Source organism: Williamsia sterculiae, from assembly GCF_900156495.1.
Lineage (GTDB): Bacteria > Actinomycetota > Actinomycetes > Mycobacteriales > Mycobacteriaceae > Williamsia_B > Williamsia_B sterculiae.
Genome location: NZ_FTNT01000005.1, coordinates 75,967 through 101,059, shown reverse-complemented (window position 1 = coordinate 101,059; position 25,093 = coordinate 75,967). Strand labels below are relative to the sequence as shown.

Annotated in this window: 24 protein-coding genes and 2 tRNA genes; 16 read left to right on the top strand and 10 right to left on the bottom strand. The window is 67.4% G+C overall.

Annotated features, from left to right (window positions below; translation table 11 throughout):
* Window positions 1-72 precede the first annotated feature (72 nt).
* The 5 genes from gyrA to BW971_RS21125 all read left to right on the top strand — a co-directional run bounded on the left by gyrA (window position 73) and on the right by BW971_RS21125 (window position 4,710).
* Entirely contained in the window at window positions 73-2,574 is a 2,502-nt protein-coding gene (gene gyrA, locus BW971_RS09975; RefSeq protein ID WP_076479094.1) for a DNA gyrase subunit A, read from the top strand.
* Between the two features lie 59 nt (window positions 2,575-2,633).
* Window positions 2,634-3,596: a DUF3566 domain-containing protein gene (locus BW971_RS09970; RefSeq protein ID WP_083709642.1), complete on the top strand. Its 963-nt coding sequence runs from the start codon at window positions 2,634-2,636 to the stop codon at window positions 3,594-3,596.
* Between the two features lie 54 nt (window positions 3,597-3,650).
* Window positions 3,651-3,724: transfer RNA gene (locus BW971_RS09965), tRNA-Ile, on the top strand.
* A gap of 125 nt (window positions 3,725-3,849) precedes the next feature.
* Window positions 3,850-3,922: transfer RNA gene (locus BW971_RS09960), tRNA-Ala, on the top strand.
* A 167-nt stretch (window positions 3,923-4,089) separates the two neighbouring features.
* Window positions 4,090-4,710, top strand: coding sequence for a hypothetical protein (locus tag BW971_RS21125; RefSeq protein ID WP_143690294.1), 621 nt, complete (start codon window positions 4,090-4,092; stop codon window positions 4,708-4,710).
* Between the two features lie 114 nt (window positions 4,711-4,824).
* Here the strand turns inward: BW971_RS21125 and BW971_RS09950 are convergent, their stop codons facing one another.
* Together BW971_RS09950 and BW971_RS09945 are read right to left on the bottom strand one after the other, a co-directional pair.
* The gene (locus BW971_RS09950) at window positions 4,825-6,111 is read right to left on the bottom strand and encodes a carotenoid oxygenase family protein (RefSeq protein WP_076479385.1); all 1,287 of its coding nucleotides are present in this window, start codon (window positions 6,109-6,111) and stop codon (window positions 4,825-4,827) included.
* A 35-nt stretch (window positions 6,112-6,146) separates the two neighbouring features.
* Entirely contained in the window at window positions 6,147-6,716 is a 570-nt protein-coding gene (locus tag BW971_RS09945; protein WP_076479090.1) for a hypothetical protein, read from the bottom strand.
* 101 nt (window positions 6,717-6,817) lie between these two features.
* Between BW971_RS09945 and BW971_RS09940 the strand changes: the two genes are divergently transcribed.
* Window positions 6,818-7,366 carry a PadR family transcriptional regulator gene (locus tag BW971_RS09940; RefSeq protein WP_076479088.1) on the top strand — a complete coding sequence of 183 codons (549 nt, stop codon included), beginning with the start codon at window positions 6,818-6,820 and terminating at the stop codon, window positions 7,364-7,366.
* Between the two features lie 41 nt (window positions 7,367-7,407).
* Here BW971_RS09940 and BW971_RS09935 read toward each other — a convergent pair whose 3' ends face one another.
* Entirely contained in the window at window positions 7,408-8,271 is an 864-nt protein-coding gene (locus tag BW971_RS09935; RefSeq protein ID WP_234974347.1) for a LysR family transcriptional regulator, read from the bottom strand.
* Between the two features lie 135 nt (window positions 8,272-8,406).
* On the opposite strand from BW971_RS09935, the gene BW971_RS09930 reads away from it, so the two are divergent.
* From BW971_RS09930 to BW971_RS09900, 7 genes are all read left to right on the top strand, one after another.
* The gene (locus tag BW971_RS09930; protein WP_083709640.1) at window positions 8,407-9,669 is read left to right on the top strand and encodes a CaiB/BaiF CoA transferase family protein; all 1,263 of its coding nucleotides are present in this window, start codon (window positions 8,407-8,409) and stop codon (window positions 9,667-9,669) included.
* Window positions 9,670-9,718: 49 nt separating this feature from the next.
* Window positions 9,719-10,891: an acyl-CoA dehydrogenase family protein gene (locus tag BW971_RS09925; protein WP_076479084.1), complete on the top strand. Its 1,173-nt coding sequence runs from the start codon at window positions 9,719-9,721 to the stop codon at window positions 10,889-10,891.
* A 44-nt stretch (window positions 10,892-10,935) separates the two neighbouring features.
* Entirely contained in the window at window positions 10,936-12,141 is a 1,206-nt protein-coding gene (locus tag BW971_RS09920) for an acyl-CoA dehydrogenase family protein (RefSeq protein WP_076479082.1), read from the top strand.
* A gap of 10 nt (window positions 12,142-12,151) precedes the next feature.
* On the top strand, window positions 12,152-13,069 hold the full coding sequence (locus tag BW971_RS09915; RefSeq protein WP_076479080.1) for a YncE family protein: 918 nt from the start codon (window positions 12,152-12,154) through the stop codon (window positions 13,067-13,069).
* Window positions 13,066-13,989, top strand: coding sequence for a 3-hydroxyacyl-CoA dehydrogenase NAD-binding domain-containing protein (locus BW971_RS09910; protein ID WP_076479078.1), 924 nt, complete (start codon window positions 13,066-13,068; stop codon window positions 13,987-13,989). Before BW971_RS09915 ends, BW971_RS09910 begins: the two co-directional genes overlap by 4 nt.
* A gap of 34 nt (window positions 13,990-14,023) precedes the next feature.
* Window positions 14,024-14,893: a 3-hydroxyacyl-CoA dehydrogenase family protein gene (locus BW971_RS09905; protein ID WP_076479076.1), complete on the top strand. Its 870-nt coding sequence runs from the start codon at window positions 14,024-14,026 to the stop codon at window positions 14,891-14,893.
* Window positions 14,894-15,029: 136 nt separating this feature from the next.
* Window positions 15,030-16,529, top strand: coding sequence for an alpha/beta hydrolase (locus tag BW971_RS09900; protein WP_076479074.1), 1,500 nt, complete (start codon window positions 15,030-15,032; stop codon window positions 16,527-16,529).
* 82 nt (window positions 16,530-16,611) lie between these two features.
* On the opposite strand, the gene BW971_RS21475 is transcribed toward BW971_RS09900, so the two are convergent.
* Both BW971_RS21475 and BW971_RS09890 read right to left on the bottom strand, forming a co-directional pair.
* Complete coding sequence (locus BW971_RS21475) at window positions 16,612-17,082, bottom strand: DUF4190 domain-containing protein (RefSeq protein WP_159441849.1); 471 nt, start codon at window positions 17,080-17,082, stop codon at window positions 16,612-16,614.
* Between the two features lie 404 nt (window positions 17,083-17,486).
* On the bottom strand, window positions 17,487-17,840 hold the full coding sequence (locus tag BW971_RS09890) for a hypothetical protein (RefSeq protein WP_143690292.1): 354 nt from the start codon (window positions 17,838-17,840) through the stop codon (window positions 17,487-17,489).
* Window positions 17,841-17,988: 148 nt separating this feature from the next.
* On the opposite strand from BW971_RS09890, the gene BW971_RS09885 reads away from it, so the two are divergent.
* A complete protein-coding gene (locus tag BW971_RS09885; protein WP_200799403.1) occupies window positions 17,989-18,525 on the top strand; it encodes a peptidylprolyl isomerase in 537 nt (178 codons plus the stop codon).
* Window positions 18,522-19,349 (top strand): rhomboid family intramembrane serine protease, encoded by an 828-nt coding sequence (locus BW971_RS09880; protein WP_076479070.1) that lies wholly within the window; start codon window positions 18,522-18,524, stop codon window positions 19,347-19,349. The genes BW971_RS09885 and BW971_RS09880 overlap by 4 nt, the downstream gene beginning before the upstream one ends.
* Before the next feature lies 1 nt (window position 19,350).
* Here BW971_RS09880 and BW971_RS09875 read toward each other — a convergent pair whose 3' ends face one another.
* Both BW971_RS09875 and crgA read right to left on the bottom strand, forming a co-directional pair.
* Window positions 19,351-19,839, bottom strand: coding sequence for a PH domain-containing protein (locus BW971_RS09875; RefSeq protein WP_234974336.1), 489 nt, complete (start codon window positions 19,837-19,839; stop codon window positions 19,351-19,353).
* Window positions 19,840-19,883: 44 nt separating this feature from the next.
* Entirely contained in the window at window positions 19,884-20,174 is a 291-nt protein-coding gene (gene crgA / locus BW971_RS09870) for a cell division protein CrgA (RefSeq protein WP_076479374.1), read from the bottom strand.
* A gap of 155 nt (window positions 20,175-20,329) precedes the next feature.
* Here crgA and BW971_RS09865 point away from each other — a divergent pair, with 155 nt between their 5' ends.
* Window positions 20,330-21,013 (top strand): aminodeoxychorismate/anthranilate synthase component II, encoded by a 684-nt coding sequence (locus BW971_RS09865; RefSeq protein WP_076479068.1) that lies wholly within the window; start codon window positions 20,330-20,332, stop codon window positions 21,011-21,013.
* A 116-nt stretch (window positions 21,014-21,129) separates the two neighbouring features.
* Here the strand turns inward: BW971_RS09865 and BW971_RS09860 are convergent, their stop codons facing one another.
* From BW971_RS09860 to BW971_RS09850, 3 genes are all read right to left on the bottom strand, one after another.
* On the bottom strand, window positions 21,130-21,429 hold the full coding sequence (locus tag BW971_RS09860) for a DUF1540 domain-containing protein (RefSeq protein WP_076479066.1): 300 nt from the start codon (window positions 21,427-21,429) through the stop codon (window positions 21,130-21,132).
* A gap of 165 nt (window positions 21,430-21,594) precedes the next feature.
* Entirely contained in the window at window positions 21,595-23,535 is a 1,941-nt protein-coding gene (gene pknB / locus BW971_RS09855; protein ID WP_076479064.1) for a Stk1 family PASTA domain-containing Ser/Thr kinase, read from the bottom strand.
* A complete protein-coding gene (locus BW971_RS09850) occupies window positions 23,535-24,995 on the bottom strand; it encodes a protein kinase domain-containing protein (protein ID WP_083709633.1) in 1,461 nt (486 codons plus the stop codon). Before BW971_RS09850 ends, pknB begins: the two co-directional genes overlap by 1 nt.
* Window positions 24,996-25,093: the final 98 nt, after the last annotated feature.

Here is a 25,093-nt window from a genome sequence, read left to right as displayed (position 1 = left end):
TGTGAGACAGCGCGCGGGTGGTGTTTCACGTGAAACGCCGGCCGGCCGCTCCCGCCAGAAGAAAGTGACACGATGACCGACACCACCCTGCCTCCCGAAGGTGCCACCGACGGCGGAGGAGGCGACCGGATCGAGCCGGTCGACATCCAGCAGGAGATGCAGCGCAGCTACATCGATTACGCGATGAGCGTGATCGTCGGACGCGCGCTGCCGGAGGTTCGCGACGGCCTCAAGCCGGTCCACCGGCGCCTGCTGTACGCGATGTACGACGCCGGTTTCCGACCCGACCGCAGCTATGTGAAGGCCGCCAAGCCGGTGGCCGAGACCATGGGTAACTACCACCCGCACGGTGACAGCGCGATCTACGACGCCCTGGTCCGTCTGGCCCAGCCGTGGTCGATGCGGTATCCGTTGGTCGACGGGCAGGGCAACTTCGGTTCCCGCGGTGACGACGGCCCGGCCGCGATGCGCTACACCGAGGCCCGCCTCACCCCGCTGGCCATGGAGATGTTGCGCGACATCGACGAGGACACCGTCGATTTCGTCCCGAACTACGACGGCAAGAACTCCGAGCCCACGGTCTTGCCCAGCCGGGTGCCGAACCTGCTGATGAACGGCTCGGGCGGTATTGCGGTGGGTATGGCCACCAACGTCCCGCCGCACAACCTGCGCGAGGTGGCCGAGGCGATCTTCTGGTCCCTGGAACACTTCGAGGCCGACGAGGAGACGACCCTCGCCGCGTGTATGGAGCGGGTGAAGGGCCCGGACTTCCCGACCCACGGGCTGATCGTCGGCGCGCAGGGGATTCACGAGGCCTACACCACCGGACGCGGTTCGATCCGGATGCGCGGTGTGCTGACCGTCGAGGAAACGCGTACCGGCGGCACCCAGATCGTCATCACCGAATTGCCGTATCAGGTGAACCCCGACCGGATGATCCAGTCGATCGCCGAGCAGGTGAACGAGGGAAAACTCAAGGGCATCAGCAGGATCGAGGACCACTCCTCGGATCGGGTGGGGATGCGGATCGTGGTCACCCTGCGTCGCGACGCGGTGGCCAAGGTCGTCATCAACAACCTGTACAAGCATTCCCAGCTGCAGACCAGCTTCGGGGTGAACATGCTCTCGATCGTCGACGGGGTGCCGCGCACGTTGCGCCTCGACCAGATGATCCGGATGTACATCGTCCACCAGATCGACGTGATCGTCCGACGGACGCGATACCGCTTGCGCAAGGCCGAGGAGCGCGCGCACATCCTGCGCGGACTGGTCAAGGCACTCGACGCGCTCGACGAGGTGATCGCGCTGATCCGCGCGGCCGCCGACACCGAGACCGCACGCCGCGGGCTGATCGACCTGTTGGAGATCGACGAGATCCAGGCCGACGCCATCCTGGCGATGCAGCTCCGCCGACTGTCCGCGCTGGAGCGGCAGAAGATCGTCGACGAGCTCGCCGAGATCGAGGCGCACATCGCGGACCTGAAGGACATCCTCGACCGTCCGGAGCGCCAGCGCGCGATCGTCCGCGACGAGCTCAAGGATGTGGTGGAGCGGTACGGCGACGACCGGCGCACGCAGATCGTCGCCGCCGACGGAGACGTCAACGACGAGGACCTCATCGCGCGTGAGGACGTCGTGGTCACCATCACCGAGACCGGGTACGCCAAGCGCACCAAGACCGACCTCTATCGGTCGCAGCGCCGTGGCGGCAAGGGGGTGCAAGGGGCAGGACTCAAACAGGACGACATCGTCCGGCACTTCTTCGTCACCTCCACTCATGACTGGATCCTGTTCTTCACCACCAAGGGCCGGGTGTACCGTGCCAAGGCCTACGAGCTGCCCGAGGCCAATCGCACCGCTCGCGGCCAGCACGTCGCGAACCTGCTGGCCTTCCAGCCGGAGGAGCGGATCGCCCAGGTCATCCAGATACGCGGATACGACGACGCGCCGTACCTCGTGTTGGCGACCCGCAACGGTCTGGTGAAGAAGTCGAAGCTGAGCGATTTCGACTCCAACCGGTCCGGCGGCATCGCGGCGATCAACCTGCGGGGCGACGACGAGCTGGTCGGCGCACAGCTGTGCAGCTCGGCCGATGACCTGTTGCTGGTGTCCAAGAAGGGGCAGTCGATTCGCTTCGAGGCCACCGACGAGGCGCTGCGACCGATGGGTCGTCAGACCTCCGGCGTGCAGGGCATGCGGTTCAACGAAGACGACGAACTGCTCAGCCTCTCCGTGGTCCGGGACGGGACGTATCTGCTGGTCGCGACCTCGGGTGGGTACGCAAAACGCACCCCGCTGGAGGACTACACGGCGCAGGGTCGGGGCGGCAAGGGTGTGTTGACCATCCAGTACGACAAGCGTCGCGGCGCGCTGGTCGGGGCCATCATCGTCGACGACGACAGCGAGGTCTACGCGATCACCTCCAACGGTGGTGTCATCCGTACCGCGGCCCGCCAGGTCCGAAAAGCAGGGCGCCAAACCAAGGGTGTCCGACTGATGAACCTCGGTGAAGGAACTACGCTCTTGGCTATCGCACGGAACGCCGACGAGATCGACGAGCCGACCGGCGAGTAGGCGGATCGGGTGAGTACGAGAACCCGGTCGAGGCACGCGCGACGACCTAAGGAATCCAGGTGAGCACACCGAACGACCCCGGCGACCGGCAGCAGTCGGCACAGGATCGCCTCGATCAGGATGCGGTGCGCACCGGTGCCAACCGTGGGCCCAACGGTGCCGGACAACAGTCGGCATCCGGTCCCGGTGGGGTTCCCCCGTGGCAACGGGGCAGCGGTCAGCGGCAGGCTCCGCAGAACATCCCGCCGGCACCGGGGGAGCGTGGCCCGCAGGACCGGGGCTCGCAGGACCGGGGCTCGCAGGACCGGGGACCCCAGGGTCGGTCCCCCTCGGCCGGGCCCCAGACCGGTGCTCCCCAGACCAGCCGTCCGGTGATCACCGGGACGGCCGCACCCCGGCCGCACGGATCCGAGCAGTCTCCTCCGGCGCCGGTCACCCGGCTCGACAAGGACGGCAAGCCGGAGTCTCCCGCGCGGGGGGAACGTCAGGGTCGGTCGACGACGACGGGCCGGGTCATCGACGGCCCGACGCGCAACATCGACCGTTCGGAGATCGCGGACGACCTACCCGATCTCGACGCCATCCACCATCCGCAGGCCGACCCGGCGCACAACCACGCGGTGCCCACCGAGACGGGTCCGCAGGGACATCGGGGGCCGCTGCGGGCCGCGGTGCAGCTGCGCCGGGTGGACCCGTGGTCGGCGTTCAAGATCTCGGCGGTGCTGTCGGTGGCGTCGTTCTTCATCTGGATGATTGCGATCGGCGTGCTGTACCTCATCCTCGACGGCATGGGTGTGTGGGATCAGGTGAACAGCTCCTTCGGGACCCTCGTGTCGTCGAATGACACCGCGGACACCTCGTCGTTCGAGATCACCGCGGGCGGGGTCTTCGGTGTCGCCGCGCTGATCGGCGCCATCAACATGGTGCTGTTCACCGCGTTGGCGACCATCGGATCGTTCATCTACAACTTCAGCGCCGACCTCATCGGCGGGCTCGAGGTCACTCTCGCGGACCGGGACTGACCAGCCGTTTTGTCACCAGCCGAGGCCGTCGGGTAATCTTGCACCTCGGTTCACGGGCCTATAGCTCAGGCGGTTAGAGCGCTTCGCTGATAACGAAGAGGTCGGAGGTTCAAGTCCTCCTAGGCCCACGTGGTAAAGGTTCTGCTGATCGTCATCGGTGCGCTCGCGCTGATCGTCGGCGGCCTGCTGGTCGAGTCGAATCGCAAGATCGAGGTTTGGCACGCCAACCCCTCCCGCCGGTGAGTACCGGCACGGGGCCTTAGCTCAGTTGGTAGAGCGCTGCCTTTGCAAGGCAGATGTCAGGAGTTCGAATCTCCTAGGCTCCACACACATACGCCGAGCGTGCCCTCGTTGACGTTGAGTGGGCCATTGTTCTGGTTCGATGGGCCTGTCGGTCTGTCACAACTGGGGTAAGTCAACGCCGAGCGTTCGACCCTTCTCGGTGGCTCGCCTGTAGCGTGAGGCCTGGTTCGACGCCGGCCGCCTCGACGATGTGCCGGAAGTCCTGACGCCGTTTCCGCCAGCGGATTCGAGCGAGCGGATCGTCGTGCAGGGAGCCTTCACGCTGCACGATTTCGGTGCGATGGGAGATGGCTCTTATGTACACAACAATGGGTTCTTCTTTGCCAGCGGTGGGACAGGATTGGCGCTGACTGCGGGGATGGCGGCCGGACGAGCACTCGGTAACGGCAGCCGTCGAAGTGCAGCACAGGCCGCGGCTGTGGCGCGTTGGAAGCAGATCGACCAGGGCGCACTATTCGTCAGCACTCACGGGTTCCGCATGCAGACCCAGCGCGGTATGTACTCGTGGTGGTGGGATGCGATCGGGTCAATGCAACTGGTCGCTCCAGGAACCGTCCAGTTCAGTGGTGATTCCGCCAATGGGCACGTCACTTGGATACTCGGCTCGGAGTGGGCCGAGCTGGTATTCACCTTCTGGGCTCGCGTACGCCACCGGCGGCATCCACAGTTCCTCAACGGAGGTTGGGTACCACCGGGCTGGGCGCAGCGTTACGGTGCAAGCGGGATGTCGGCGCCCGGGCAGCACACGGCGAGTTCTCAACTCCGTGGGGTTTACGCCGCCATCGACGGCTCACGATCTGACAGCAGGTAGGAGACGTGACCGGTGTGTTCGTCCCCGGCCAGGCCGGGCGGCGTCGCACTGGGTCCGCACCCCCGCTCTCCCGGCAGCGCACTGACAGCCCGTCCAGCGGAGCGAACTCCCGTGTCACCCGCCGAACCAGTTGCCGTGAAATCCGCGCGGAACCCGCTGTGGCAGGTGAACGGTGGCCAGCGGCGCGGCGCCGAGGTCGCCGGCGTCGAGGATCACCAGATCGCTGAGGTCGGTCGCGGGGCGGTAGACGTAGCTCATCAGGTACCCGTCCCCCTCGGCGTCCGAGCGGGCAATGAAGGTCGCCTCACCGGGCTCGTCGTCACCGAAGTCGTGTCGGCTGATGGTGTTCGCAGCGAGGTCGTATCGCAACAACGCGTGGTCGGCTGCCGTGTACACCAGATCGGTGGGACGACCGGTCAGCGCGTCGTTGATGCGCGGGAACTCGGTATCGACGTCGTCGAGTTGACGTTCGCGGGCGATGCCGGTCCGCAGATCCAGGGTCCATTCCCACAGGTGTGATGGATGTGCGAAATCGTTCCCATCGGTACGCCACAGCTCCTCGTACCGCACTCCGGTGATGACGATCGCGTGATCGCGTTGGTAGGCGTTGGCGGTGTGGAAGACGTAGCAGGGAGCGATGTCGAACCACCGCAGCGGTGCCGACGGATCGTCACGACGCATCACCCCCATCCGGGCGCCGTAATCGTCGTCCCAGCGATACGGCATGGCCGCACCCCCCAGCGCCAGAGTCATGTCGAACACGACGGGGAGATCGAGGAAGATCACGTAATCCGCTGTCAGGCAGAAATCGTGCATCATCGTCAGGGCGGGCACGTCGACAGGCTGTTCGACCACGAGTTCGCCGTCGGGGGTCGCCCGGTGGTAGGTGACGTACGGCTCGTGCAGGTTGCCGTAGCCGAAGAAGTGCAGCTCGCCGGTGTCCGGGCAGGTCTTGGGGTGGGCGGTCATGGAATCGGCGAGAGCACCGCCGAAGTCGTAGCACCCGACAGTGGCCAGATCGGCGGTGATCTCGTAGGGGAGCGACGATTCGACGAGCGCCAGGATCTTGCCCGCGTGACCTACGACGTGCGTGTTGGCGACGCTGGCGTGCAGGTTGCGGGTGCCGTCCGCGTTGTACAGCGGAAACGGGTCGGTGAAGCTCTCGGTGCGGATGTACCGGTTCCGGTAACTGCGTGCACGGCCGCCCTCGAGGTGGACACCGTGGACCATGCCATCGCCGGCGAACCAATGGTCCTCGGGCCGGCGCGGATTGGGGCCGTTGCGCAGGTAGTGCCCGTCGAGTTCGGGGGGGATGTCGCCACTCACCGGGAGGTCGAACGCGGCGCGCTCGTCGGACACTGGGGCATAGTTGCCCTGAAGGTAGAACTCGTTCTGGGACATGTCCGGTCCTTGCTTCTCGTTGGGATGGTCCACGATCACCGGACTCCGTCCGGATCCGACGCGGTCTTGAGAGCACGCACCCGGTGCTCGGTGAAGCGGATCGGGACGACGATCCCGGCGACCACGATGAGGGTCGTCATCCACGATGAGACGACTCCGGTGGCGCAGAGCACGGCGATGAGGGTGGCCGAGGTGAAGAAGCTGACCATCCAGGCGCGCGTGATCACGACATTGAACCGACGGAACTCCGCCGTCTCCCAGATCTCCTCGGGAGCATCCTGTTTCGCGATCGCCAGCGTGAACGGGGCACCGATCAGCAGCGTGACCAGGACGGTCAGGCCGAGCCAGAGTTGTGAAGCGGCCGCCACCCAGGAATCGAAGTGTCCGATCGTGGGGTGCAGGTAGGTCACCGGAACCAAAGCGGTGAAGAACACCACTGTCGCCAGCTCGATGACCGTCGCGGACAGCGCCCGATATGACCGGAGTCCCAGCGCCAGGCTGAGCAGGGCGGTGATCAGCGCGACCAGTGCGGCAGTGGTCGTGGCGGCGAAGGAGCCGACGATCGCGAAGACGATCCAGCCGGCAAGAGCTCTGACGATGGTCATGTGGACCCTCCGAGGGTGTTCGCGTGCAATGTTCCACTTCTGACATGTCAAGACTGGTCTATCAATACCCACATGTCAATAGTGGAATGTAAGGTCGGGGTATGAGTCTTCGAATGGGTGCGCTGGGGCTGATCGCCCAGTACCCCGACAGCAGCGGGTACGACCTGCTCAAGATGTTCAACGAGTCCCTGGCCAACGTATGGCCCGCGACGCAGAGCCAGCTCTACAACGAGCTGAACCGACTGGATGCCGACGGCCTGGTGGAGATCAGTTCACGCGGGGCACGCGGCCGGAAGAACTATCGCATCACCGAGGACGGACGCGGCGAACTGCGTGCTTGGCTGACGTCCAGTGATCCCGAACCCTTCCGTAACCCCATGCTGCTCAGAGTTTTCCTGCTCTCCGAGGTCAGTCGTTCCGAAGCCGACGGGATCTTGGACCGGGTCGAGGCCACCAGTCGCGCCTGGCGCGACAGACTGGACGCGGTCGCCGAGGACGTGCCGTGGGACGACACCGACGCCGACCTGTACGCCCGTATCGCACTGGAGTACGGACGGCGATCCCTCACCGCCCAGATCGAGTGGCTCGACTGGGCACACCGCGAGATCGGCGCGGGGACAGACCAGGCCACACGCGACAACCGCCGTTAGCGGGTGACGCCGGGTTCCATGTCATCGCTCGTGCTCAGGGACTACGCAATCGTCGCCAGCGCCGCGACCACTGGGTCGAGCCAGTGGTCGGCGGTACGGCGCACGAGGTACGTGGTGAGGGTTTCGGTGATGTCATCGATGGGGAGGATCGCGAACTGCTCGCTGTCGATCGCGCTCACGGCTTCCGATTCTGTCGGCGCGAGGGTGAACGCCGGTGTGCCGGCCAGAAAGATCAGCAGGCCGTTGGTGTCGCTGAACTGGGCGTCGGAGTCCACCACGGCGCCCACCGCCGCTAGGCGGTCGCCGCGACGGCCCTCGAGATCCCAGTGTCGGGGTCCCTGGATGTAGCGCATACCCCGGAGATCGGCGGACGACAACGACGACCGGCCGGGGAAGCGGGTGATGTCGACGACGGCTCCCAGTGGCTCGTTGTAGAGGACGCGCACGGACAATCGCGCGTCGGTCGTTCCCACGTGGGCGATGGCGATGTCGAGCGAACCGCTGAGCAGCGCCGCCTCCATCTCCAGCGACGGCATCTGTCGCAGGGTGAACGTGACATCGTTCTCGAGCCGGCGCATGGACTCACCCAGCTCACGTCGGTGTCGCGGATTGAGGACGTCCGGAACGGCGAGGCGGACGTCGGGTCGGCGTTCCTGATCGTTGCCGACGAGGTGGGGGATCGCGTCGAAGTCGGCGACCACCGACGTCGCCAACGGCAGCAGCGTCTCGCCGGCGCGCGTCAGTCGCGTGTGGTGGGTGGACCGATCGAACAACGGCGTACCCAGCTCACGCTCCAGCGCTCGAATGCGTTGGCTCAACGGTGGCACCGACATGTTCAACGAGCGCGCCGCACGGGTGAAGTTCAACTCGCGGGCGACGGCCAAGAAATAGCGCAGGTGGTGCATCTCCACCAGACACAGGATAGGCACGGTGTTATCGCTGTGGACACACCGGGGTGAGTCAGACGGTAATTCCTTTAGTTCCAGTAACGACCTAGCGTCGAAGACAGGTACTTCGAGATCATCGACGAAGGAGCGAACATGGCTACCGACGACGTACGAACCAGAGTCGCGACCGAACAGACGGCGGGGCCGCAAACGAGGGGGCTGCAGACGGCGGGGCCGCAAACGACGGGGCCACAGTCGGCGGGCCCCCTGGCCGGTGTGACGGTCGTCGACATCTCGACCGTGGTGATGGGGCCGTACGCCACCCAGATCCTGGGTGACTTCGGTGCCGACGTCATCCGGATCGAGCCACCGTTCGACACCGCGCGCCAGTCGCCGGCCAACACGGGCCGCAACCCCGGTATGGCACCGCTGTACATGCAGGTGAATCGGAACAAGCGCAGCGTTGCGCTGAACCTCAAGGACCCGCAGGGAATCTCGGACCTGTTCGGCATCCTCGCCGGCGCCGACGTACTGGTCACCAACATGCGTGCCGGCGCCCTCGACCGCCTCGGACTCGGTTACGACGACGTGCACGAGCGGTTCCCGCACCTCATCTACGCCCATGCCCAAGGCTTCGCCCCCGAGTCGTCACAGGGCAACCGACCCGCCTACGACGAGGTGATCCAGGCGGTCTCGGGTCTCGTCAACCTGCAGGACCGGTCGGGTGACTCGCTGCAGTTCATGCCGACGTTCATCGCGGACAAGACCGCGGCGCTCTACCTGCTCAACGGCATCCTCGCGGCCCTCTACCACCAACTCCGCACCGGCGAAGGCCAGCACCTGACGCTGGCCATGGCCGACGCGATGATCGCGGTGAACATGGTGGAGCACATGGGCGGTGACGTCTTCGTACCCGCCGCGGGTGATGTGGGCAACCCCCTGAGTCTGACCCCCGCGCACGCTGCCATGCGCACCAAGGACGGTGGCGCCATCGCCGCGGTGCCCTACACCAACGACGCCGTGCGCAAGCTGCTCATCGGTGCCGGTCTCGACTCCGATGCCGCCGATCCGGTGTGGGATTCGCCGGTCATCGATCGGCCCGTCTTCACCGACGGCATCGAGAAGGTGCTCGCGCACTCCACCACCAAGACGACCGCCGAGTGGGAGCAGTACCTGACCGCCAACGACATGCCCTACGGCGTCGTGGTCGACATCGCCGATCTGCCCGACGATCCGTACGTGCGTGAGGTGGGGCTCATCACCGAGATGGAGCACCCCACGGAGGGAACCATCCGTGTGGTGGCCAATCCGCTGCACTTCTCGCAGACACCGACCGGGTTCTACCGCCACGCCGAGCGTGCCGGAGCCAGTACCGCCGAGGTGCTCGGCGCGACCCACGTCCCGGCACACGCCTGACGTCGACAACCTTTCATCGACTTCCCGACGATCACAGAGAGAGATACTGATGGACCTCGAACTCTCCAGCGACGACATCGAATTCCGCGACGGGCTGCGCGAGGTGTTCCTCGGTGAGATCCCCGCCGACATCCGGCGTCGCAGCGCGTTGAATCAGACCACGCGCGACGACATCGTCGACAGCCAACGCATCCTCCACCGGCATGGTCTCGCCGTTCCGCACTGGCCCGTCGCCTGGGGCGGTCGTGACTGGTCGGCCACGCAGTCGCACATCTACGGCTCCGAGCTGCAGCGCGCGGCCGTGCCGCAACCGCTGGCCTTCAACGTCTCGATGGTGGGGCCGATCATCGCCGAGTTCGGCAGTGACGCACAGAAGCAGAAGTTCCTGCCGGCCACCGCGAACCTCGACATCTGGTGGTCGCAGGGCTTCTCGGAGCCGGAGGCCGGCTCCGACCTCGCATCGTTGAAGACCACCGCTCGACGCGACGGCGACGTGTACATCCTCAACGGACAGAAGACCTGGACCACCCTCGGCCAGTACGGCGACTGGATGTTCGTCCTCGCGCGGACCGACCCCGACGCACCGCGTAAGCAGCAGGGCATCTCGTTTCTGCTCCTGGACCTGGCCACACCGGGCATCGAGCGTCGGCCGATCACCCTGGTCGACGGCAGCGCCGAGGTCAACGAGTTCTTCTTCGACGACGTCGTCGTACCCGTCGAGAACCTGGTGGGGGAGGAGAACAAGGGGTGGGGTTACGCCAAGTTCCTGCTCGGCAACGAGCGCAACAGCATCGCTCAGGTCGGGACCGCGCAGCGGATCTACGCCGACCTCGCGGCATCCGCCGCGACCACATCGACCGGGGTGGGCCCGCTTGCCGACGACCCCGACTTCCGCGGGTCGATGCACCGCATCAAGACCCAGCTGCTCGCCCTCGAGGCCACCCAGCTGCGCGTCACCGGAGCATCGGAGCACGGCGTCGCGAGCCCCGTCTCATCGTTGCTGAAACTGGAGGGGACGCAGGCGCTGCAGGAACTCACCCGGCTGCGGATGACTGCCGCCGGTGCCGATGCCTCCTTGGTGACCGCCGACGGGGACCTCGGAGCCGACCCCGCGGCGAGCGCATCGGCAACGCAATACCTGAACCTGCGCAAACTGTCGATCTTCGGTGGCTCCAACGAGATTCAGCGGGGAGTCATCGCCAAGACCATCCTGGGCCTCTGAGCGCCGGGCCGCAGACCGCGCAATCGCCGGAAGGACACATCATCATGAACCTCGAACTCAACGACGACCAGCAGCTCTTGCTCGACACCGTCGACTCCGCGGTCGGCCGGGATTACCCCACCGGGGGACGGGCCGCGGCGACGTCGTCAGTCCTCGGCTGGAACGCCCGGGTCTGGACCACCCTGGTGGAACTGGGTCTGACCGGGCTCACCATCGACGAAGACCACGGTGGTGTGGGAGCGGGCCCCGCGGAGCTGTACGCCACCCTCGAGGCGCTCGGTCGGCACGCCGCCGCGGAACCGTTGCTCGACGCGGTGGCTCTACCGGGTTGGCTGATCGCCGCGTTGGGACAACCCGACCAGCTCACCGGGTTGCTGGGCCCACTCGCCGCTGGTGACGCCGTCGTCGCGGTAGCCCACGCCGAGCCCACGCACGCCTGGGATACCGCGCCGACCACCGCCATCACCACCCGTGAGGACGGTGTGGTGACCATCTCGGGCGTGAAGGCGCCGGTATTGCACGCTGACCAGGCCACGAGCTATCTGGTGACCGGGACCGACGCGAACTCGTCGATGCGCGTCGCGCTGGTCGAGGCCGGTGCCGACGGCATCACTCGTGCCGACGGACGGACGGGTGACTGGACCCACGCATCGCAGGTCACCTTCTCCGATACGCCGGCAACGCTGCTCGGCGACGCGGACTCGGACGCGGTGGCCGCTGTACGCGACGCATTCGCCAGGGCACGGATCGCCGCGACGGCGGAGGCCGTCGGGTTGATGGAGTCCGGGTTGGCCCTGACCGTCGACTACCTGAAGAACCGCAGACAATTCGGCGTGCCGCTGTCGACCTTCCAGGCGTTGGTCCATCGCGCGGCCGACTTGTACGCGACCGTCGAGCTCGCACGCTCGATGGCGCTGCACGCCACCGCACTGGCGGAGTACGCCGGCTCCGCACAACGGGCGGATGTCGATCTCACACAGGTCGCCGACGACGCCTTCGTCTACGTGGGTGACGCGGCAATCGCGGTGGCGGAGGAGATCATCCAACTGCACGGGGGGATCGGAATGACCTACGAGTCCGAGGTCGGTCATCATGCGGCCCGTCTGGTCGGCCTGACCACCAACCACGGTGGCCTGGCGGCGGCCCGTCGACGTGCTGTCGCATCCGACGCGGTGCTGCGATCACCGAGCGCCCTGGTCAACAACGCCGACCCGGCCGTCGTCGCCGAACGCGACGTGGTCGGGGTCTGAGGAGGAGAGCATGTTCGATCATCTGCTGGTTCTCGACATCGTGGCGGGCGCGATCCGGCGAGTGGACCTCGACGGGGCCGTACACACGGTGGTCGCCGACGCCGGGCCCGCCCCGGATGGGATCATCCGAGATCCGAAGAGCGACCGCATCTATTGGACGTTGATGGGACAGCCGCACCAGGACGGGTCGGTGTCGGATTTCTCCGACCGCAACGGTGGGATCCGGTCGGCCCGGACCGACGGGTCCGACCAGGCGGTGGTTCTGAACGAGGGCGTCATCACCACCGGCAAGCAACTCGACATCGACCCGGCCGGCGGGTCGCTGTACTGGGGCGATCGCGAGGGCGGACGGGTGAGCCGGTCCAAGCTCGACGGGTCGGAGCTCACCGACCTGGTGGTCCGTCCCCGGGAGACGAACACCGGGTTGGTCGGTATCGACGACCAATGCGTCGGTGTCGCCGTGGACCCGGCGGCCGGTCAGCTGTACTGGACGCAGAAGGGGCCGGCGAAGGGCGGCACCGGCCGGATCTTCCGCGCCGGCATGGACGTCCCCGCCGGTGAGGCCGCCGACACGCGTACCGATGTGGAGGTGCTGTGGTCGGAGTTGCCCGAGCCCATCGACCTCTGGATCGATTCGAGCTCGGCCACCCTCTATTGGACCGATCGCGGAGCCGAACCGCGTGGGAACACTCTCAACCGCGCACCGCTACCCGCAGTGGGGGAGCTGGGTGAGACTCCCACCATCCTCGCCCACGGGTTCGCCGAGGCCATCGGACTCGCCGTCGACACCGAGGCCGGAGTCGCATACGTGACCGCTCTGGACGGCACGGTGCGCGCTGTCCCGATCCGTCCGGACGCACCGCCCGAACGGCTGGTCGTCTCGGTACCGGGGAGCGCATTCACCGGCATCGTCGGAGTGACGTCATGACCGCCGAGCAGCCCACCGTGGCCGTTGTCGGTGCCGGTGTCATCGGCTTGTCCTGGGCGCGGTTGGCGCGCGAGCACGGTTGGACGGTCGTCGTCACCGATCCGCGGCCGGACGTCGCAGAGCTGGTGTCCTCGAGTGTGGGAGAGGGCGCCGATGTGCGTGTCACCCCGGATCTCTCCGATGCGGTCCGCGCCGCAGACCTCGTGCAGGAGAACGGGCCCGAGCGATTGACCGTGAAACAACAGCTCTTCACCGAGATCGGTGCGGCCGCACCCGCGCAGGCGATCCTCGCCACGTCGAGTTCGTCGATCACCGCCTCCGAGATCGCCGATGGGTTGACCGACGGCGTCGCCGAACGGCTCCTCGTCGGACACCCCTTCAACCCTCCGGAGCTGATGCCGTTGGTGGAGGTGGTCCCGGGCCGGCGCACGTCACCGGCCACGACGGATGCCGCAGTCGCCCTCTACCGCCAACTGGGCCGCGAACCGGTGGTCGTGGGCAAGGAGATCCCGGGGTTCGTCGCCAATCGACTGCAGGGCGCCATCTCTCGGGAGGCACGGTTCCTGGTGCAGTCTCAGGTGGTGTCACCCGCGGATCTCGACACCATCCTGCGCAACTCGCTGGGACTGCGGTGGGCCACCATCGGCCTGTTCGAGGGCAACGTGCTCGGTGGTGGACCCGGTGGCATCCGGCACCTGTTCGCCGGGGTGGGTGCGCAGACCGGCGGCATCGAGCCGGGTGTACCCGCAACGGACGCCGAGGCCGTCGAACGACTCATCACCCAGGTCGAGGCCACCTACGGAACCGGTCCCGACGTCTACGAGGCGTTGCGGGTCCGGCGCGATCGGCGGACACGCGCGGTACTCGATGCGCTCGCGGCCGACGATGACGACGTATCCGACGGACGACGAGAATCATGATCGTGTTCAGCGACACCTGTGGAAGGAACGGACAATGACCTACGGACACACCTTCGACGAGATCCGCAACCGACCGGTCGCGGTCTTCGGTGCAGGCACCCTCGGGCGCCGTATCGCCTTGATGTTCGCCACCCGCGGTGGCGTCGTGAACATCTACGACCCGAATGTCGAGCAGGCGCGCGCCGCCGTCGACTACGTCGCGGAGACACTGCCTGATGTGATCGCCCAGCGAGACGGTGGTGAACCTGGGGAGGCCGTCGCCCACGACTCGGTGGCCACCGCGTCCGACGGTGCATGGCTGGCCGTGGAGGCGGTACCGGAACGACTGGACATCAAGATCCCGCTGTGGGGCGAGATCGACGCCGCTGTACCGGCCGACGCCATCCTGGCCACCAACTCGTCGTCGTATGCCTCGGGAACGATGGACGAGCGGATCCGGGACAAATCACGCTTCTGCAACATGCACTTCTACATGCCGCCGTCGTCCAATGCGATCGACCTGATGTCGGATGGCCAGACCTCGCGTGCGGCCCTCGACTCGCTGCTGTCCGTCCTCCCCGAGTTCGGCGTGTACCCGTTCGAAGCGCTCAAGGAGAGCACCGGTTTCATCTTCAATCGCATCTGGGCGGCCATCAAGCGGGAGTCGTTGGCGGTGGTCGCGGACGGGGTTGCCCGACCCGACGACGTGGATGCGATGTTCCGCATCAACTGGCACATGCCTGCGGGCCCGTTCCAGATGATGGACTCGGTCGGGTTGGACGTGGTGCTCGACATCGAGAACCACTACGCCGCCGAGAACCCCAACCTGCCGGAGGGCCCTCGACGGCTGCTGCACGAGTACGTGGACGCCGGGAAACTGGGTCGCAAGACGGGTGAGGGGTTCTACCGCTACGACGACGCGTAGGTCCGGTGAGAACCGGTCCGCCGGTCCGATCCTGAGAATATCGAGGGCCGCATGTCGCTATCGCTCGGCAGGGGTTACGCTCGGCTCATCGTCGGGGGACGATGTCCAGCCACCGACGTTCTAAGGGGCACCCTCGATGGGTCTCACCACTGCCTGGTCCCGTGCCGGTTTCCTTTCCGTGCTCGCTCGCCCGACCGTTCTCCGGCCGCTCGTCATCGGCGTCGCAGCAAGTCTCGTGCTGTTCGCCCTGACTGCCATGTTGCTCACGCAGACGAAGGCCAAAGCCCTTGTCGGCCACCCGGAGATCCTTCGCCCGGGGTGCACGTGGGACGTCTCCAAGAACTATGTGCAGAACTGCAAGGTGTGGTCGCCGTCGCAGAACAAGTTCGTGGTGGTGCAGATCCGTGCCTCCAACGGCAGTGACAAGGGTGTGTATCTGCTCGACGGGATGCGCGCTCGCGACGACCGGTCGGCCTGGACCACCGATGTGCAGGCCGCGCGCGTCTACGACGGCAGCACCGACACCACGCTGGTGATGCCCGCCGGTGGCGCATCCACCTTCAACACGGACTGGCAGGGCGGCGCCGGCGCGGCCAACACCCCGGTGAAGCAGGAGACATTCCTGACGTCGGAGCTTCCCGCCTACCTGCAGCAGCAGTTCGGCGTCAGCCCGTCCAACAACGCGATCGTCGGGATCTCGATGTCGGCCGGACCGGCGGTCACCCTGGCCGAGAAGCATCCCGAACAATTCCGTGTGGTGCAGGCGATGTCAGGCTACTACCAGACCGACAATCCCCTGGGGTGGCTCGGTGTGTTCGGTACCCAGACCGTGGTCTCGAACTACACCAACGGCATCGTCAACATGTGGGGCCTGCCGGGTAGCACGGCGTGGAAGGACAACGACGCGTCGAAGAACCTGGCCAAGCTGAAGGAGAACGGACAGGTACTGATCCTGTCGTCGGGTAACGCGATGTTGACTCCGCAGGAACAAGCCAAGATCGCCCCGCAGGACCAGATCAGCGCCATCCTGCTGGAGGCGTTGGCAGCTGCGTCCACGGTGCTGTTGCAACTGCAGCTCAAGCAGGCGGGCGTCTCGGTGATCACTCTGCCGAACTACGGCGGCCACGACTGGGACAACTGGAACCGCGGTCTCACCAGCGGTCGGGATCAGTTGCTCGACGTACTGCGCAAGCCGCCGGTGACCACCAAGACCACGGTGATCGCGGCGAACGAGCTGCCGGATCCGACGACCGTCACCTCCACCGCGGCGACCACGTCGGAGCCGTCCACCACCGCCACGTCGGTGGACGAGCGCGTCGCGCAGGTGCTGGCCCAGCAGTCGGCCACGACGACTTCGAGTGGTACCTCGACGGAAACCACTGTGGTGAGCGGGGTTACAGGCACCCCCCAGGCCGGGTCGAACAGTGCGTCGGCCACCGATTCCGCCGCGCCGTCATCGACCGTCGCGACCGGTGCGGACGCACCGACCATCGACGCCGGTACGCCGACCACCGTCGCCACGCCGCCGTCCGCAGTTCCATCGGTCACTCCCGACAACCTGCCGCCGTGTACCGCCGAGCATCCCGTCGGAACGCCTGACGTGCCGTGCACCCCGGTGACTGTCGCTGCGGGGTAGGTGGTCGCGGGTTGGTGGGGTGGGCTGGGACCGCGCGCCCGGTGCAGTCCCGTTGCGGTGGTCGCCGACCCGGGGGGCGGCGTCAGGCCTGATTGACGATGTACAGATACGCGATCAGGCAGAGCAGCGCCGCAGCGAGGTACAGGTAACCGACCCACAGCGCCGCAGTCGCGAGCACCTCGCCGCGTTCCTTGGTCCGGCGGATGGTCGCCTTCGCCATGTGGCCGCACACCACGCCGATGATCGCGGTCACGCCCAGAACCGACAGGATCAGTGCGGCGATCGCCGTCCGGTTCACCGGCTTCTGGCGCCGGGCTGCGGCCGCGTTCATCGCCTCCCCGTCCTCTTCTGTGCCCTCGTGGGCGCTGTCGTGTGGATCGTGGTCCTCGACGTCGTCGTGACGCGTCGTGCGGTCGTCGAGGGCATTGGCGACGGGGCCGGTGTGACCAGGGCTGCGGCTGTAGGCCGTCTCGGGTTCGTAGCGTGGGGTGTCATCGCGCGATCGGGGTTGCTCGGAATACGCGGTGGGTCCTGTCGGTGGACGCGTGTACACCTCGGTACGGGGCGCATCCGGGTCCGTATTCGACGGACGATACGGCGCGGCAGGCGGTCGGCGGTCGGGAATGCCACCGGTGGGCGCCGGTCCGCCGGGGCGGTCCGTCTGCGGGCGGGAAGCGCCGACGCGGAGACCATCGCCATACGGAGCGCCGCCCCGGGGGGCATCGGTCCGCGGCCGGTCGGTACGAAGGTGGTCGGGGAGGGGAGGTGCAGAACGCGCAGCATCACCCGACGGAGCGCCGTCCGATGCTCCTCCCTCGGTCGGCAGCTGATGGCGGCCCGACTGATCCGGGCGGCGCGGCATCGGCCGCTCCCACGGTGGGGCGGTCTCGCCCGCGGGCCGGGGGGTAGGGGACTGGTTGTCGGGATGCACGCGCTACAACCTACCGAAGAGCGCCGTCACGACGTGCTGTCCGCCGAGGGGGTGCTGTCCACATCGGCGTGGGTACGGGTGGGCACGTCCTGGACTCGGGGCGGGAACTGTGCGACCGCTGGCGGTTGACGACGGCTCCGTCGGACGATGGCGAAGGTGGCGCCGCCGGCGCCCAGCACGGCCACCCCGATCAGACCGAACTTCGCGAACCGCGCCGCAGTCTTTCGACGCTCCGCCTTCTGCTGCTTCTTCTCGTGTTCCACCACGCGAGCCGCGAGGTAACCCCAGGGTCCGAGGTAGGCGCGCGCACCGAACTTGGCGGCCTTGCCTGCGGCGGACACCACCGGCGCGGTTCGCGACGAAGCAGCAACAGACGACATCTCCGGTGACCTTTCCCTCAAGCGGCATGACTGGGTGTTCGTGTTCGTACCACCCTGCCAGGCGGCACCCGCGCACGCCAGCGCCGCGCCACCCCGGTGCACGGGAGAGAACGCAGGTCAGGTCCGGTCGTGAGACGCCAATGGCAAGATGGTCGGTGTGAGTACACCGCAAAAGACCGCAACCGCGACCCTGCACACCAATCACGGCGACATCAACATCGACCTCTTCGGTAACCAGGCGCCGAAGACGGTCGCCAACTTCGAAGGCCTCGCCAAGGGCACCAAGGACTACTCGACCCCCAACGCATCCGGTGGTGACAGCGGCCCGTTCTACGACGGCGCCATCTTCCATCGCGTCATCGACGGCTTCATGGTCCAGGGCGGTGACCCGACCGGCACCGGTACCGGGGGCCCCGGTTACCAGTTCGAGGACGAGTTCCACCCGGAGTTGTCCTTCGACCAGCCGTATCTGCTCGCGATGGCCAACGCGGGTCCCGGCACCAACGGCTCGCAGTTCTTCATCACGGTCGGCAAGACCCCGCACCTGAACCGTCGCCACACCATCTTCGGCGTCGTGGCCGACGACGCGTCGCGCAAGGTCGTCGACGCGATCGCCACCACCTCCACCGATCGGCGCGACAAGCCGCTCGACGACGTGGTCATCGAGAAGATCGACATCAGCTGAGCACCCAGCTCCCCGCACACGAGTGCGTCCGGCACCCGGGCCGGGTGACAGGCCTGTCCTGCACCCGGTGTGGGCGTCCGGCGTGCGCGGAGTGCCTTCGCCCCGCGTCGGTGGGGCAGCATTGCGTCGACTGCGTGCGGGCCGAGCGCGGCTGGGTCCCCCGGGCACGGATCACCGGCGCCGCGCGACCGACCGCCACCTACGCGCTGATCGCGATCAACTGCCTGGTCTTCCTGATCTGCGCGGCGCAGGCCGGTAGTGCCTCGGCCTTCGGCGGTTCGAAGGTCTTCGTCGACGGTGTGCTCTACGGGCCCGCGGTGGCGGACGGCGAGGTCTGGCGGCTGCTCACCTCCGGGTTCCTGCACTTCAGCCTGTTGCACATCGCGGTCAACATGTTCTCGCTCTACGTCCTCGGCCGCGACGTCGAGCTCACGATGGGAACCCCGCGATTCCTGGCCGTGTACGGCACCGCGCTCCTGGGTGGCAGTGCTCTGGTCATGCTGATGTCGCCGAACGATATCGCCGCGGGCGCGTCCGGGGCGATCTACGGTCTCATGGGTGCTGCCCTCATCGTGGTGTTACGAGCTCGGCTCTCACCCGCGCCCGTCCTCACGCTGATCGCGGTCAACATCGCGATCACCTTTGCGATCCCCAACATCTCGCTGTGGGCGCACCTCGGTGGTCTGGTCTTCGGCGCGGCCACCGCGGCCGCGTTCCTGCTGCTCCCCGGCAGGTTGGGTGGCCGGGTTCGGTCCCACACCGTCGGATGGGCGGCCACCGTCGTCCTGGTGGTCGTGGCGATCGCGCTCGGCGTCACCGCTTGACTCAGCGCTTGCCGAGCCGCTCCTCGACGCGGAGCCCGGACGCACGTAAGGCGTTGGCGACCTCCACCGGATCCGTCCCGAGATCCCATCGGCCCAACATGATCAGCCGGTCGTCGCCGGCACCGTCTCGGACGTCGAACTCCAGATGCGGTACGCGACGGCCGAAGCGGGCGAGGTCGATGACCCGTATCCGGCTGATCGCGGCCCGCGGGTAGTCGACCGCGCCGCGTAGGCCACGCACCCTGATGCCGTCGGCGTCGTCGGGTGCGCCCATCAGGGCCAGCTTCGGACGCACAAGCAGCGACGTCGCACCCATGCCGAGCAACAACACCGCCGCCACCATCAGCAACACCAGGCCGGCCGCATCGGTCCCGGAGGCCGCGGCGGCGGCGATCAGGCCGATACCTCCGGCCACCATCGCGGCACCGAGCAGACGCGGGGCAGCCCATTCCACCGCGTGCGGCGAGTTGTCCACAGGGTCTGTCAACACTGGGGATGAATTACATCTATGTGTTTCTGCAGCTCAGCGCCGGATCAGCGCCACTTCATGGTCATCAGCAGGCCGGCGACCATGAAGCCGAAGCCGATCAAGAAGTTCCACGGGCCCAGGTCGTACATCCAGTGCAGGATCTTGCCGTCGGCACCGAGCGCGGACGGGGTGGCCACCAGGTAGAAGACGATGAGCCAGATGAGACCGATGAGCATCAGACCGAGCATCACGCCCACGTAGATCTGGCTGGATGGACCGGTCTTGACCTTGACCGGCGTGCGGCTCGCCGGGTTGATCGTGTAATCGGTCTTCTTCCGGACTTTTGACTTCGGCATGACTTCCTCGATCGGGTACGGGCAGGGCATCGCGGGTGTCTGGGCACCGCGCGCCCCTCGGCGTCGGTCTGACCACGGTATCCCACCCACCTGGCAGATCCCACGTGCCGGACTCCACCGGCCACGTACTCGCCCAGTGGGTAGCCTGGAGCGCTGTGAGCACGTCAGACCCGACCGATGGTGACGCGGCCGCTGTCGCCCGCATCCTGGTCGTCGACAACTACGACAGCTTCGTCTACAACCTGGTCCAGTATCTGGGTCAGCTCGGTGTGGACGTGGAGGTCTGGCGCAACGACGATCCGCACCTGGACGATCTGGACTCCGCGGTGTCCGCATACGACGGCGTGCTCCTCAGTCCCGGGCCGGGCACACCGCAGCGCGCGGGGGTCACCATGCCGATCGTCCCGGTGGCCGCCGAACGCGGGACCCCGGTCCTCGGTGTGTGTCTAGGTCATCAGGCCATCGGCGCCGCGTTCGGCGCGACGGTGGAGCGGGCGCCGGAGTTGCTGCACGGCAAGACCTCACTGGTCGAGCACACCGACGGCGGGGTGCTGGCCGGGTTGCCGCACCCCTTCGTGGCGACCCGCTACCACTCGCTGACCGTCGTGCCGTCGACCATCCCGAAGGAACTCGAGGTGACCGGGCAGACCGACAGCGGCATCGTGATGGCGATGGCGCACCGAGAGTTGCCGATCCATGGCGTCCAGTTCCACCCGGAAAGCGTGCTCACCCAGGGTGGCCATCGGATGCTCGCCAACTGGCTCGGTGTGTGTGGTTTCCCGGTGTCCGAATCGGTGGTCGCCGCGCTCGAGGACGAGGTCGCGGTCGCCATCGGCTGACCCCCCGCGACGACGAGACCGCCCGCACGCAGGGGGCTGTCCTGGCGTGCGGGCGGTCTCGATCGGCGGGCGACTGCGGAGTGGGCGCGTCGGCGACCGCGGTTCTCCGGTGTGTCTCAGGCCTTCTGGTAGGTCAGGCAGTTCGCGGTGTCCGAACTCTCCCCGGCACCGATGCGCACGGCCGCGGCGGTGCACTCCAAGTTGTCGTTGAAGGAGCAGTCGGCGCGTTGGCAGGCACCGACCTGCGGTGAGACGACGTCGAGGCCGCCCTTGACCGACAGCGGGATGAAGGTCGCGCAGTCGGCGGTGCCGTTCTCACCGGACACATTGATGGCGAAGGCGTGGCAGCCGTCATGGTTGTACGAGCACGAGCTCACCGAACAGTCGGAGACGTGGGGCATTTCGAGGGTGGCCATGGGATCCTCCAGAAGTCGTCGCGGGCGACGGGGTTGTCCGGTCGCCTGGCACGACTCACGCTACGACCTCCGCCGTCGTTCCACCAGCAAGGTCAGGCTGCCCTGCGGCTCGAAAAACGTTGGCGCAGTGACAAGGTCAGGCTGCCCTCATCTGGCGGATGCCGGTCAGTTCGGCAGCAGACTCGCGCGACCGACGACGATGGTGATGGTCGTGTCGTTGCGGACTGCGCTACCCGCTGCCGGCGACTGCGACAGCACGCGGTTGTCGTCGGGGCTGCCCAACGGGACGTTGCGCTTGGTCTCGGTCAGCGTGGTGTTCTTCCACCCGGCTCCCGTCAGCGCGGTCCGTGCCTGGGCGGAGGTCTTCCCGGTAAGATCCGGGACGCGGAAGATGTTGCCCCGCGACACCGTGATGTCCACGGACGTCCCGTCGTCGACCTGGGTGCCCGACGTCGGGCTCTGCGACAGCACGGTCCCGGCGGACTGTTCGGAGTCGACCTGGCTCACCGTGCCCACCTTGAGCCCGAAGTCGTCGAGTTCGGCCGACGCGGCACTCTGCGACAACCCCACCAATGATGGGATGTCCACCTGCTTGGGACCGGTGCCCACCTGCAGGGTGATCGGGTCGGTGACCCGCGCATTGGTGCCCGCCTGTGGCTGACTGCTCACCACCTTGCCGTTCTGCGCGTCCGTGGACACCACGTTCTGGGTCGTCGGGGTGCTGGTGAAGCCGAGCTGTCGAAGCTGGGCGATCGCCTCCTGCGGGGTCTTGCCGTCCAGCGGCGGCAGTTGTATCCGTTGCGGTCCCGACGAGACGTAGAGCGCGACCTTGGAACCCTTCGGTATCCGCACCCCCGCCGTCGGCGCGGTGCGGGTGGGCCTGCCCTCCGGCACGGTGAGGCTCGGTTCCTCGAGCGGATCCAGCACCCGGAAACCGAGGCGTTGCAGTTCCTGCTGTGCCTGATCGGCGGTCAGGGTGGTCACCGGCGGAACGGCGACCTGCGGAGTCGAGGTCTCGGCCCACGGACGGGTCAGCAGCAGGGTGACGCCCACGATCGCCAGGATGGCCACGAGGGCGGCCACCCCCCACCGCGCGGCCCGCGAGCGGCGGCGCGGCCGGTCGTCCGGATCGTCGTCGGAGTCGGAACGGCGATGCGCCGAACTGCCCCCCCGACCACCACCGGCGTCGCGCAGAGCACGTCGCGGACCGGTGGTGATCACCCCGGTCTTCTCCTCGTCGGACAGCAGCATCGGTGCGCCGGGTTTGCCGCCGGCGAGCACTCGCATCAGGTCGGCGCGCAGGTCGGCGGCCGACTGGTAGCGGTTGGCCGGGTTCTTCGACATCGCCTTGAGCACCACGGAATCGAGTTCACGTGGGATCTCGGGCCGCACCGCCGACGGCCAGCGGGGGTCCTCGCGAACGTGCTGGTAGGCCACGGCGACCGGGGAGTCACCGGTGAACGGAGGTTCGCCGGTGAGCAGTTCGAAGAGCACGCAACCCATCGAGTAGACGTCGCTGCGGGCATCGACACTCTCACCGCGAGCCTGCTCCGGCGAGAGGTACTGGGCGGTACCGATCACCGCAGACGTCTGGGTCATCGACGATGTGGAGTCCGACATGGCGCGGGCGATGCCGAAGTCCATCACCTTCACCGCACCCGACTTGTCGATCATCACGTTGGCCGGCTTCATGTCCCGGTGCACGATGCCATTCTGATGCGAGAAGTCCAGTGCCGCAGCCACATCGGCCATCCAGGTCATCGCCTGTCGGGGTGCGACGTGACCCTGCGCGCGGAGCACGTCGCGCAGCGTCTCACCGTCGACGTACTCCATGACGATGTAGGGCAGCGGGCCCTCGGGTGTGGTGGCCTCACCGGTGTCGAACACCGACACGATGGTCGGGTGGTTCAGCGAGGCCGCGTTCTGCGCCTCCCGGCGGAAGCGCAGGTAGAACGTGGGGTCGCGGGCCAGATCGGCGCGCAACACCTTGATGGCCACGTCGCGGTGCAGTCGCAGGTCGCGGGCGGCGTGCACCTCCGACATACCGCCGAAACCGAGGGTCTCACCGAGCTCGTAGCGATCGGAGAGATGTTGCGGGGTGGACATCACACGCCACCGGGGGGAGTGCTCGTCGCGGTGTCGGCACCGGTGGTCGGGGCCTGCGCCTCACCGGCACCGAGGGTGATGGCCGGGCCGCCGGGGATCGGGATGCTGATGACGGGTCCGCCACCGCTCGTGGCGGTGGTCTCCGGCGTGGTGGTCGTCGCCTCCGACGTGGGCGTGGTCTCCTCGGTGGTCTCGTCGGTGGTGGAGGTGGGCGTCGTCTCCTCGGTGGTCGTCGGTTCCTCGGTCGTCGTGGTCCGGCGCTGGGTGGTCGTCGCGGGGGCCTCGGTGGTGGTGGTGACCGTGGGGGTGGTCGACGGCGTCGGGGTGGTGTCGGTGCTCTTGTTGCCGAGCAACCAGTACCCGATCAGCCCGATCGCCGCGATCAGCAGCAGCACGGCGATCGTGGCCAGCGCCTTCTGGCCACCGGTCCAGCGCCCGTCGTCTGCGGGAGCAGGCGCCCGACGCGACGACTGGGTCGCCGGCGGGGCCGGGGTGGCGCGGGTCCGGCCGGACGTGGGGGGCGACGTCATCGGTCGCTGCGCCGAGGTCATGGCACGGGTCGAGGGCGGCGGCACCGGGGGGACCACCAGACCACCGGTCCCTCGTCGTGGCGGTGGTGGCCGACGGCCGGCCCGGACGGCCGCGACGGCGTCGGCGAACTCGCCGCCGTCGAGGTACCGGGTCTCCGGCTCCTTGGTCATCGCGGTCTCGACCAGCTCACGAACATTCGCGGGCAGGTCCGCGGGCAACGGTGGCGGCACCTCACGGATGTGTTTCATCGCGACGGTGATCGCTCCGTCGCCGAGGAACGGGCGGCGTCCGGAGATCGCCTCGTATCCGACCACACCGAGCGAGTACACGTCCGACGACGCGGTGGCGTCCTCACCGAGGGCCTGCTCGGGCGAGATGTATTGGGCGGTACCCATCACCATGCCGGTCTGGGTGACCGGTGCCGCGTCCACCGCCTTGGCGATGCCGAAGTCGGTGATCTTCACCTGACCGGTCGGCGTGATGAGGATGTTGCCCGGCTTGACGTCGCGGTGCACCAACCCGGCGTCGTGGGCGGCCTGCAACGCGTGCCCGGTCTGCTCGAGCATGTCCAGGGAGTTGGCGATGGGCAGTCGGCCCATCCGTGAGATCACCGAGTTCAGGGGTTCGCCGTTGACCAGCTCCATCACCAGGTAGGCCAGCGGGGCACCGCCGTTGCGGTCCGGCGTCTCGCCGTAGTCGAAGACATTCGCGATGCCGGGGTGATTGAGTCGGGCGGTGGTCTGCGCCTCCGTGCGGAAGCGCGCGAGGAACTCTTGGTCGTCGGAGAACTCGGCCTTGAGCACTTTCACCGCGACCCGCCGGTCCAGACGGGTGTCGAGGGCCTCCCACACCTGTCCCATGCCGCCGGTCGCGATCAGTCGCATCAACCGGTACCGATCGGCGATGGTGGTCCCACTCTGCAGGCTCATCGGTTGCACCCACCCCTCGTCGGTACCCGCGTGCGGGAACCACGCATCGTGTCCGCCGGACGGACACCACGGCGGTCGGCGGCACGGCTCATACGCTG